General features: G+C 47.8%; 9 protein-coding genes. 1 reads left to right on the top strand and 8 read right to left on the bottom strand.

Annotated elements, in window-relative coordinates; translation table 11 throughout:
- Positions 1-58: 58 nt before the first annotated feature.
- Positions 59-1,540, top strand: a complete 1,482-nt coding sequence (locus ACGHVY_RS16955) for a glycoside hydrolase family 30 beta sandwich domain-containing protein (protein ID WP_390600095.1) — start codon at positions 59-61, stop codon at positions 1,538-1,540.
- Between the two features lie 265 nt (positions 1,541-1,805).
- Here the strand turns inward: ACGHVY_RS16955 and ACGHVY_RS16960 are convergent, their stop codons facing one another.
- The 8 genes from ACGHVY_RS16960 to murD form a co-directional block, all read right to left on the bottom strand.
- Positions 1,806-2,255, bottom strand: coding sequence for a GatB/YqeY domain-containing protein (locus ACGHVY_RS16960; RefSeq protein WP_390600098.1), 450 nt, complete (start codon positions 2,253-2,255; stop codon positions 1,806-1,808).
- 36 nt (positions 2,256-2,291) lie between these two features.
- Complete coding sequence (gene ftsZ / locus ACGHVY_RS16965; protein WP_390600100.1) at positions 2,292-3,602, bottom strand: cell division protein FtsZ; 1,311 nt, start codon at positions 3,600-3,602, stop codon at positions 2,292-2,294.
- Positions 3,603-3,648: 46 nt separating this feature from the next.
- On the bottom strand, positions 3,649-5,100 hold the full coding sequence (gene ftsA / locus ACGHVY_RS16970) for a cell division protein FtsA (RefSeq protein WP_390600102.1): 1,452 nt from the start codon (positions 5,098-5,100) through the stop codon (positions 3,649-3,651).
- Positions 5,101-5,178: 78 nt separating this feature from the next.
- Positions 5,179-5,916 (bottom strand): cell division protein FtsQ/DivIB, encoded by a 738-nt coding sequence (locus tag ACGHVY_RS16975; RefSeq protein ID WP_390600104.1) that lies wholly within the window; start codon positions 5,914-5,916, stop codon positions 5,179-5,181.
- Between the two features lie 5 nt (positions 5,917-5,921).
- On the bottom strand, positions 5,922-7,298 hold the full coding sequence (gene murC, locus ACGHVY_RS16980) for a UDP-N-acetylmuramate--L-alanine ligase (protein WP_390600107.1): 1,377 nt from the start codon (positions 7,296-7,298) through the stop codon (positions 5,922-5,924).
- 80 nt (positions 7,299-7,378) lie between these two features.
- The gene (gene murG, locus ACGHVY_RS16985) at positions 7,379-8,500 is read right to left on the bottom strand and encodes an undecaprenyldiphospho-muramoylpentapeptide beta-N-acetylglucosaminyltransferase (RefSeq protein ID WP_390600109.1); all 1,122 of its coding nucleotides are present in this window, start codon (positions 8,498-8,500) and stop codon (positions 7,379-7,381) included.
- A gap of 54 nt (positions 8,501-8,554) precedes the next feature.
- Complete coding sequence (locus ACGHVY_RS16990; RefSeq protein WP_308744758.1) at positions 8,555-9,880, bottom strand: FtsW/RodA/SpoVE family cell cycle protein; 1,326 nt, start codon at positions 9,878-9,880, stop codon at positions 8,555-8,557.
- 79 nt (positions 9,881-9,959) lie between these two features.
- Positions 9,960-11,294: a UDP-N-acetylmuramoyl-L-alanine--D-glutamate ligase gene (gene murD / locus ACGHVY_RS16995; RefSeq protein ID WP_308744759.1), complete on the bottom strand. Its 1,335-nt coding sequence runs from the start codon at positions 11,292-11,294 to the stop codon at positions 9,960-9,962.
- Positions 11,295-11,366 lie beyond the last annotated feature (72 nt).

Here is an 11,366-nt window from a genome sequence, read left to right on the forward strand (position 1 = left end):
TATTGCATAAATTATCATCTATCTAACCTGCTTTGAATCATTGCTAAATAAAATACTAATGAAAATGAGTTTAAAGAAATTATGTGTGTTAGGAAGCCTGTTAGCCAGTTTTTCTAACATATACGCTCAATCCTTTATTTGGATTAGCAGTACAGATAATAATGTCTGGAAAGAAGCCAAAACCAAGTTACAAGCAAATAGTCAAAATATCCCTTTATTGTCAGCAAACGGTACTGAAAACATTCAGATATTCAAGAAGTGGGGAACTTGCTTTAATGAATTAGGTTGGGATGCTCTCAATATGTTGGCTCTTGAAGAACAGGATATTATTTTAAACAAGCTGTTTTCTCCTGATGGAGATTTGCGCTTTTCCATGGGACGTATTCCTATGAATGCTAATGACTATGCCCGCAACTGGTACAGTTGTGATGAGGTGCCAGGAGACTTCCGATTGAAATACTTTAATATAAACCGTGATAAAACAACATTGATACCCTATATAAAAAGAGTTCAACGTATTAACCCTGATATGACTTTTTGGGCTTCTCCCTGGTCACCTCCTTCTTGGATGAAAGTCAATCATTACTATTCTGTGAGAAGCAATGCCGAAGTGAACCAATTGCCGGCTAAGCATGAAGTAGCTCTTTATGAAGGTACTGACAATGTGAATAAGACATTTTATCCCAAGCAAGTAGCTGTCAACGACTATTTTATTCAAGATCCTCGCTATTTGCAAACTTATGCCAATTACTTCTGCAAATTCGTATCTGCTTATCAGGAAGAAGGAGTTACTATTTCTCGTGTAATGTTCCAGAATGAGCCGTGGGCTTATTCCATCTATCCGGCTTGTGCGTGGACTCCGGAAGGCATTATTCGTTTCAACGTGGAATATTTTGCACCGACTATGAAGAAACAGCACCCCGATGTTCAGGTGTATTTGGGTACGCTCAATACAAACCGCATTGAATTGGTGGAAAAGGTGCTTTCTGATCCTCGCATGGAGGATGCTGTTGAAGGTATCGGTTTCCAATGGTGGGGTGGACAAATTCTTCCTGAAATCCGCAAAAAGTATCCCAATTATAAGTATATGCAAACTGAGAATGAATGTGGTTCCGGTACATTCGACTGGAAAGCGGCCGAACATACTTTCAACTTGATCAATCACTATTTAGGAAATGGCTGTGAGGAATATACTTTCTGGAATGCTATCTTGTGTGATGCAGGAACAAGTGGCTGGGGCTGGAAACAGAATGCATTAATCCGTGTAGACTCAAAGACCGGTTCTGTCACTTATACTCCTGAATATTATGCAGTAAAACATTTCAGTAACAAGGTGGTTTCGGGAACTAAAGTATTACAGTATAAAGAAAAAGGTGAAGATAAACTACCTGCTATTATATTCCTTACACCGGAGAATAAATATTTGGTTGTAGCCGCCAACTTCAATGACGATCCGAAGAATTTAACTGTGAGGTTAGGTGATAAGTATTTGGATGTAACTTTAGAGGCACATTCGTTCAATACGTTTAGTATGAAATAATTTTTAGCATTTGTAAGTGAATTGTTCCGAACTATAAAAGACTTTTGCGGATATGTTGCAGATAAAGGTATCTGGAACGCTATGACTAGCTGATTATAGATGTATAAAAATTGAAAATGTTGATCGAATAAGAAAAAACGGTTCTTCTTTAAATTTGGTGGTAATTTAGTAGGTCGATAGTATTAATTTATTATTTTCCTAATTAACTTTACCAGCAAATTTGAAGAAGAACCAAAAACTTTTGCAGAGCTTGAGTGAGAGCGGATTATCCCAGAAGTTCTTTCACTTTAGCGGAAATGGCACGTCCTTCTGCAAGTCCTGCCAATTTCTTAGAGGCAACTCCCATCACTTTACTCATGTCTTTACCGCTGGTAGCGCCTACTTCAGCGATGATTTCCTTCAATGCTGCTTCCAGTTCTTCAGCGGACATCTGTTTCGGAAGATACTTTTCCATAACGGCTACCTGACCTAATTCCACGTCAGCTAAATCCTGACGTCCCTGTCCGATATAGATTTCGGCAGAATCTTTTCCTTGTTTCACTAATTTTTGGATAATCTTGAGTGCTGCTTCATCTGTCAGTGTATCGTTAGCTCCCGGAGCAGTCTTGGCTTCCAGGAAAAACTTCTTTATATTTCTCAAAGTTTCCAGGGCAACTTTGTCTTTTGCCTTCATTGCGTTTTTAATGTCTTCGCTGACTTGTTCGAATAAATCCATATCTTTATATGTTAGATGTTTATATGTTATGAGTTATCAGAAAGTGATGACACCGTTATCGTCTGTCGCCTCTTCCGTCGCCACTTCCTCTTCGAGGGCGGCTTTCGTGCGGATTTTGGTCAAAGTCGTTTTGTCGCGCATATAGGTTGGGGAGTCTTCCACCATAGCAATGATATCGTCATTGTCCAAGTCTTCCGTGTTGAAGAGATAGATATGGCGGCGTTTGCGGAGACTCTTGCTTCCGATGTTGCTGGCACTTTCGCCGTATGCCTTGCGGATACGTTCTTTGTTCTTCTCTTTCTCTTCTTCCAGTTGCAACTGGCGTTCTTCCTCTTCCTGGCTGCGTGCAGCGTGCAGGCTGTCCATACCGGGAACGTCTTCCACACCGAATCCGGTGGCCAGTACGGTAATCTTCACTTTTGTTTCCAGAGAGTTGTCGATGGCGACACCCCAGATAACTTCCACACCTTCGCGGAATTTGCTCATGAACTCGTGTATCTCGTTCATTTCCTCCATCATCAGTTCGGACGACGGACAGAAAGATACGTTCAACATTACTTTCTTGGCGTTGAAGATGTCGTTGTTGTTGAGCAACGGAGAATGCAGGGCATCGTCGATTGCTTTGGTGACACGGTTTTCACCTTCACCGAATCCGGTACTCATGATGGCTACGCCACCGTCCTTCAGGATGGTTTTGACATCGGCAAAGTCAAGGTTGACCGTACCGCGCATGGTGATAATCTCGGCAATACTCTTGGCGGCGATGGAAAGGGTATCGTCGGCTTTGCCGAAAGCGTTCATAAAGGTGAGGTCGGCGTATATTTCGCGCAGGCGTTCGTTGTTGATAACCAGCAGGGCGTCAACATGCTGGGCGATGCGCTCTACGCCGTCCAGTGCCTGAATGATTTTCTTTTCTCCTTCGAAGATGAATGGGATGGTGACGATGCCGACAGTCAGAATATCCATTTCTTTCGCGATGCGGGCAATGACAGGGGCGGCTCCGGTTCCGGTTCCTCCTCCCATTCCGGCGGTGATGAACACCATCTTGGTGCCGTCGTTCAGTTGGTTTCTGATGTCTTCTATACTCTCTTCAGCGGCGTCGCGTGCCCGTTCGGGACGGTTGCCGGCTCCAAGCCCTTGTGTGATGCTACGGCCCAGTTGCAGTTTCACCGGGACGGGTGATTCGGCTAATGCCTGGTTGTCCGTGTTGCAAAGAACGAACGTTACATCATGGATACCTTCCCGGTACATATGGTTCACGGCGTTACCGCCGCCACCGCCTACACCAATCACTTTGATGATTTTCGGCGAATCTGTCGGGAAATCGAATTGTACTATCTCGTCCATATCCTATCTATTTTTATTTATCACTAATCACTAAAACACTAATCACTTACTTCATATCATCGTCCGAGAAGATTTCTTTTGTCAGCGAGTCAATCTTGCGCTGAATCCAGCTCGGACCGGCTTCCCGTTTCCGTCTTTCCTTCTCTTCTTTCTCCTTCTGCTTGCGAAGCCGTTCTGCTTCTTTGGCTGCTATCTTCGCTTCGCGTTCTTCTTCCTCTTTCTTGAGACGGGCAAGGCGTGCCTGTTCTTTCAGCTCCTGGTCGTCTTCGAACATATCTACTGTCCTGTGGATTTCCGTTTCCGGTTTCGGAGTCACCGGAATTGATGCAGGCTGCGGAGCAGTTTCTGTCAGGCAGCAGTTCTGGTTTCCTTCAAACAGGAGTCCGAACAGGGTATTCTGTGAACCGTCTTTTTTCAGGATGTTACTTGGAGCGTGGACGGGGTTGCGCGGGAGTTTAGCCATCCGTATTTTCTCTACTTTGCTACGTTTGCGCAGCATTTCGTCGAGGTTTTTCAGGTTGGCGGCTCCTCCCGTCAGGATAATTCCTGCCAGCAGCTTGTCCTCGAAGCCGGATAGCTGTACCTGGTTCCATACGTTGGTGATGATTTCTTCGGCACGGGCTTCGATGATATTATTGAGGTCGGCCACTTTGATGGTGCGGCTGTCGTCGTCCAGTTTGCAGGTAGCTTCTTCCTGTTCCGGGTCTTCCTCGTAGAGGGCGTCGCCGTAGGCTTTCTTCAGGCGTTCCGCTTCTTCCTCCTCCATTTGCAGGGTGGTGATGTCGCGGGTGATGCTGTTACCGCCCAATGGTAATACGGTCAGGAAGCGGAGAATGTTGTTCTTGTAGACAGAGATGGTGGTCGTATCCGCTCCGAAGTCAATCAATGCGCAACCCGAACGGCGTTCGCTTTCCGTCAGTACGGCGTTGGCTGTCACGAGCGGGGCAATCAGTTGGTCGGCAATGTCGATTTTAGCCTGCTGGAAGCAGTGCTCCAGATTCTTTCGTACGGAAGCGCGGGCTACGATATTGAGGAAACGGCCTTCGATATGGCTTCCCACCAAACCCACCGGATTGGCTTGCAGGTTGTTGCCTACCTTATATTCCTGGGGGGCTACGTCCAATATATCCATGTCGACTACCGGAATGGCGATATTCTCGTCACCGATAGCGCTTACAAGCTCTTCCGATATGATGGCTTCATCTTCCAAATCGCGGCTTACCACGTTGCGGACTGTGCGGAGTGACTGTCCGCCGATGCCTACATATACTTTGGCGATTGAGTTTTTCAACTCACCTTCCAGTCTGTTGATGATAGAAGTCAGGCTTTGTGCCGTTTTGTCCAAGTTGAAGATGACCCCTTTACGGATGAATGTAGAAGAGTCTTCCTGGGCATATGCCAATACCTGCATACTTCCGTCACTGTTCTTTTTTCCGGCCACACCGGTTATCTTCGATGAACCAAGTTCAATAGCGGCGATAAATTCTGTTGTTGCCATCTCTTTATTTACAATTTAATTATTTACAATTTACTATTTAGAGAGACTTGTCACTCATCACTCATAATCTATTACTCATCACTCTCTCTTCGTACAGATAATTTGGTTGCTGAACTCGAGGTTGATGCGTGAATACTTGTTCCAGCCTACCTGGTTGAGTCCCTTCTTATAGAACTCTTTCAGACGTGCCAGTTTGCTTTCAAAGTTGTCCAGTTTGCCGAGATAGATAAGGTGGTCTCCCACACGCGGCACTAATTCGATATTGCGGTCGGGCAATACGTGAATTTGTTCTATCTGAGCATCCCAGAACTTATTGTTATGCAAAAATACACCAAACTTATATAAATCCTTCATTGCAAACGACTTTTCTACGTTTCCGGTGACAATTACCCGGTGGGCGACGCATTTTGCTTCCGGCGGCATGACGGTTCCTTTGTTGTCGAGGTAGTAATTCTCGCCGTTGGCACTCATCACCCGCAGGATGGGGATACGTTGTGTCACTTCCACGCAGACTTTGCCGCTGGGGGTCTTGTAGCATTCCGCTTCGTCAATCAGCGGATGCTTGCCCAACTCCCGTTCCAACGACTTGGTGGAGATGCGTTCCATCTTTTTCCCGATAGGGTAAATGCCTTTTTTCTGAAGGATACCTTTCAGTTCGTCCTTGGTGATGAAGCCGGCGTAAGCGGTATCCTTGATGACTAGTTCCAGGTCACGGCAAGTCTGGTCGGCGGGCTTGCGGTTGAAGGCGCTGACGGCTACGACGAGGTAGGCTATGAGCACCAGCATGACGATGGATAGAAGGATTCTCTTTACCATAAGCTTTATCGGTTTTCGAGGATTTTACATATTTCGGGGACATAGTTGTCGATGTCTCCGGCTCCCAGAGTTATTAATACTTCAATGTTTTTATCTTTCAGAATGTTCAGTATATCTTCCTTTTTACACATACTTTTTTCAATGCCGGGGCGGAGATTGTCATATATCAACTGGCTCGTGACACCGGGAATCGGGGCTTCGCGTGCCGGATAGATGTCTGCCAAGATTACTTCGTCGAGCAGTGACAGGCTGTCGGCAAAGTCTTGGTAGAAGTCGCGCGTACGGGTGTAGAGGTGCGGCTGGAAGATGGCTGTGATTTTCTTGTCTTTGTAGAGCTCGCGCATAGACAGCACGCTCTGCTTGATTTCAGAGGGGTGGTGTGCGTAGTCGCTTAGGAAGACAACACGGTCGTTCTTGATTTTGAAGTCGAACCGGCGGTCTACTCCGCGGAAACTTGCCATACCTCTTTTTATCTCTTCGGCAGTCACTCCGTTCAGGTGTGCCAGTGCCATGGCGGCTACTCCGTTCTCTATGTTGATGCTTACCGGGACTCCCAGTCGGATGTCGTTGATGCGGGTGTCCGGGGCTACAAAGTCGATGAATATCTCTCCGTTGCCGATACGGATGTTCTCTGCGTGGAAGTCGCCTTCGTCACGTGAGTAGGTGTAGACACGTACGCCGGGCTGCACTTTCGGTTGCAGGGAGATACCTTTGCGGATTATCAGTGCGCCACCCGGTTGGATAAGGGTGGTGTAGTGTTCGAAACTTTCCAGGTAGGCTTCCGCTGTTCCGTAGATGTCGAGGTGGTCGGGGTCTGTCGAGGTGATGACGGACATATAGGGCGACAGCCAGTGGAAGGAACGGTCGAACTCATCGGCCTCGATAACCGTGTAGGGGCTTTCTTGGGAAAGCAGCAGGTTTGTTCCGTAGTTCTTAGAGATTCCTCCGAGGAAGGCGGTACATTCTACGTGCGACTGGTGGAGCAGGTGGGCGGTCATGGTAGAAGTGGTGGTCTTGCCATGAGTACCGGCTACGCACAGTCCTTTACTCGAACGGGTAATTGTGCCCAGTACTTGCGCCCGTTTCTGTATTTCGAATCCGTTGTTGCGGAAATAGACCAATTCTTCGTGCTCCTGCGGAACGGCGGGTGTGAATATGACGAGGGTACTTTCCTTGTCCTTGCAGGCTTCGGGAATCAGGTCGACATTTTCTTCGTAATGTATTTGCGCGCCTTCGGCGATCAGGGTTTCAGTCAATGGAGTAGGGGTACGGTCGTATCCTGCCACTACTTTTCCTTTGAAGAGGAAATAGCGGACAAGCGCACTCATACCGATGCCGCCGGCACCTACGAAGTAGACTGATTTTATTGTTTCGATATTCATTTCTTCAGTTGCTAAATATATTCTCTAATCTATGTTTATAATATGTTAGTCCGTAGTCTCTGCTTTGAATGACAGAGATATTAGTCGGTTGCTGATGCAGCCAGCTTTATCACCTCTTGCGCGATGATTCTCGCAGAATCGGGTAAAGCCAGTCTGGCAATATTCTCGCTTAATTTTTTTAGTTTTTGTCCGTCGTTGACGGTGGATAGGGCTACATCCATCAGGGTGCTTTCCGCTTCACTGTCTTTGACGTAGATAGCTGCCTGCTTGTCTACCAGGGCTAGTGCATTCTTGGTCTGGTGGTCTTCTGCCACATTGGGCGAAGGCACGAGGACAACCGGTTTATGCAAAAGGCAGAATTCGGAGATGGAACCGGCTCCTGCACGGGAGATAACGAGGTCGGCGGCTGCATAGGCGGCTGCCATATCCTTGATGAAATCCGTAACATACAGATTCGGGAGCTCTCCTGCCGCTTTCACGGCTTCGGTCACTTGCGGATAATAGTATTTCCCCGTTTGCCAGATGAACTGCACGTCGCTGTTGGCTTTGATAGTCGCCAGTTCGGCCGTCAATGTGTTGTTGATGGTGCGTGCCCCCAGACTGCCGCCTACAATGAGGATTGTTTTCTTGCCCGGTTGCAGGTTGAAGGAACGCAATGCATCTTCTTTGCTCGGCATCGCCTTTGTCAGATTCTGCCGTACCGGATTTCCCGTCATGATAATCTTGTCTGCGGGGAAGAACTTTTCCATTCCGTCATAGGCCACGCAGATTTTCCGGGCTTTCTGTGCCAGCAGTTTGTTGGTTACTCCGGCATACGAGTTCTGTTCCTGTATCAGGGTCGGGACACCCATCATTCCGGCAGTCTTTAAGGTAGGGCCGCTGGCATAACCGCCTACGCCCACCGCTACCTGCGGGCGGAAGTTCTTGATAATGCTGCGTGCTTTCCACTGGCTGCGCAGCAGCTTGATTACTACCGATACATTCTTCCATAAATGCTTGCGGTCGAAACCGGCTATCGGCAGACCGATAATCCGGTAACCTGCATCGGGAACCCGTTGCATTTCCATACGTCCTTCGGCTCCTACAAAAAGTATTTTTGCATCGGGACGCAGTTCCATTATAGCGTTCGCAATAGAGACAGCAGGAAAGATATGTCCTCCCGTACCTCCACCGCTAATAATAATTCTAAGTTCTTTTTCCATCCTATTCCTTTCTTTCTATCCGTTGTTCACCTTTTCCGGTACACTCATCATTCATTAGCCCTTCTTGTTCATATCGTTCTCGTCTTCGAACTTGGCATCGCTGTTCAGGATCGGAGCGGTCGGCTCGGCCGCAGCTTGTGCTTCGGAATTGGCTGCCGCATCTGTTGCTATCTGCAACTGGACTTGTGCGTCATGCTCTTTCAATTCTTCCAGATGAGCGGTATATCGGCTTACGCTCAATATCATTCCGATATAGGCGCAGTTGATTAATGTACTTGTTCCTCCCTTGCTGACCAAAGGCAGCGGTTGTCCTGTAACGGGGAACAGCCCGACGGCAACCATCATATTCAGTATCGCCTGCGACACCAGTAGCAAGGCAATACCCATGACGAGGAAAGCGGGGAAAGTCCGTTCGCATTTCTGCGCGATTCGCCCGGCGCGCATCAATAGCCATAGGTAAAGGAATACGACGAAGATGCCTCCTATCAGTCCCATCTCTTCGATGACGATGGCAAAGATAAAATCGGAGAATGCCTGGCTGAGGAAGTCACGCTGTATGGAGTTGCCCGGCCCTTTGCCGACTACATTACTGGTGGCAATGGCGATGCGGGCATGTGCGATCTGTGCGTCTTTGTCAATATCGAATTTGGCGGCAGGCACTTCTTCTTTCTCGAAGAAACCGGAAACGCGGTTCTGCCAGGTCTCGAAGCGGTGAAGACCGGGGGTGCTGTGCAGTGTCTTAGCGGGGATGGCCATTAGTATTCCTGCGGCTATGCCGCCTATAAGTGCCAGTATTCCCAGCATACCGAACAGCTTTTTCGATGATACCCGTCCGATGAACATCATCATGCATACCACACCGAACAGCAGCATGGCTGTCGAAAGGTTCTCCGGTGCGATGAGCAGGAAGACCAGTCCGGTGATAATCATGATATATTTAAAGGCTTTCGGATTGGCTCCATATTCGTCCTGCCGTTTGGACAGGATGAAGGAGACGGCAATGATGACAGCCATCTTTGCCAGTTCCGAAGGCTGGAACTGTAATCCCATGAAGGTCATCCAGCGGGCTGCCCCGTTGACACGGTCGCCTGTGATGATACCCATCAGCGTGACGAATGCCAGCAGCACCAGGGATATCGGGTAGAGGAAGACCGGAAATACCTGGAACCATTTGTAGGGTACGTTGTGCAGGAATACCACCACCACGGCACCCACCATCAGGATGATGGAGTGTTGCGTAATCGGCCCCCAATGGTCGCCACTTTTGTAAGTCAGTGTCGATGCTGCCGAGAACACCTCGACAATTGAGATGAGGCAGAGACAGAGGAAGATAATCCAGATTACCTTGTCGCCTTTGAATATGTTCTTTAATAAATCCACTTCGTTAGTGATTAGTGGTTAGTGATAAGTGAGTAACAGTTAGCCGTTAATCACTAATCACTAATCCGTTAAACGTTATCTAAAGTTCTCTCACGCATTGCTTGAACTGGTCGCCGCGATCTTCGTAGCTCTTGAAGAGGTCGAAAGAAGCGCAGCAAGGGCTTAATAATACGGTTTCTCCTTTCTTTGCCAGTTTGTAGGCGGCTTCTACGGCATCCTTCATGCCGGTTTGCACATCTGCCACGGGCAGGCCGAGGCGGTCGAAGAATTCGTGAAGTTTCTCGTTATGCAGTCCCATATAGACGAGTGCCGAGCACTTCTCGCGTACCAGCTCTTCAATTTCCGTATAGTCGTTTCCCTTATCTTTGCCGCCGAGAATCAATACTGTTTTGGTGGTCATGCTTTGCAAGGCATACCAGCAGGAGTTGACGTTCGTGGCTTTCGAGTCGTTGATAAAGTCAATTCCGCGGACACGTGCCACTTTTTCCAGGCGGTGTTCCACTCCCTTAAAGTCGGAGAGGGCTTTGCGGATGTTCTCTTTGGTGATACCTGCCAGGTTGGCTGAGATACCGGCTGCCAAGGAGTTGTATAAGTTATGTTGTCCCGTCAGGGCCAGTTCTTCCTGCTCCATGTTGAAAGCAATCGGTTCGTTGATTTTCACTTCGTGGTCTTCAACGTAGGCGATAGCTCCGTCCTCTTTCACTGCGGCGAAAGGATACAGATGGGCTTTCAGGCCATGCTTTGCCAATTCGCGTTTGATGATAGGGTCGTCGTTCCAGAAGATGAAGGCATCGTCCGGAGTCTGGTTCTGAGTGATGCGGAATTTGGCATCGATATAATTCTGCATACAATGGTCGTAACGGTCGAGGTGATCCGGGGTGATGTTCATCAATACGGCGATGTTCGCACGGAAGTTATACATATTGTCCAACTGGAAAGAACTCAGTTCGATGATGTAATAATCATGATGATCTTCGGCTACCTGCAAAGCGAGGCTCTTGCCGATGTTGCCTGCCAGACCTACGTTCAGGCCTGCGCTCTTGAAGATATGGTAAATCAGGGAAGTTGTGGTCGTCTTCCCGTTCGAGCCCGTGATACAAATCATCTTGGCGTTCGTATAGCGTCCGGCAAACTCAATCTCTGATATGACCGGAGTACCTTGAGCTTTCAGTTTCAGGATGAGCGGGGCGTCATTCGGGATACCGGGGCTTTTGATGACCTCGTCGGCATTCAGAATGAGTTCTTCGGTGTGGTGTCCTTCTTCCCAGGCGATGTTGTGGCTGTCGAGAAGTTCCTTATACTTGTCCTTGATGGCGGACATGTCCGAAACAAATGTCTCAAATCCTTTGACTTTGGCGAGTACGGCTGCACCTGCGCCGCTTTCGCCAGCTCCTAAAATTACTATTCTTTTCATCTACAATAATGTGCTCTTGTTTCCAATATGCTGAATTGCTTTATTAGTTGTGCACATCCTTTAAAAGTTAAT

The sequence above is a fragment of the Bacteroides sp. f07 genome (assembly GCF_042854785.1).
GTDB lineage: Bacteria > Bacteroidota > Bacteroidia > Bacteroidales > Bacteroidaceae > Bacteroides.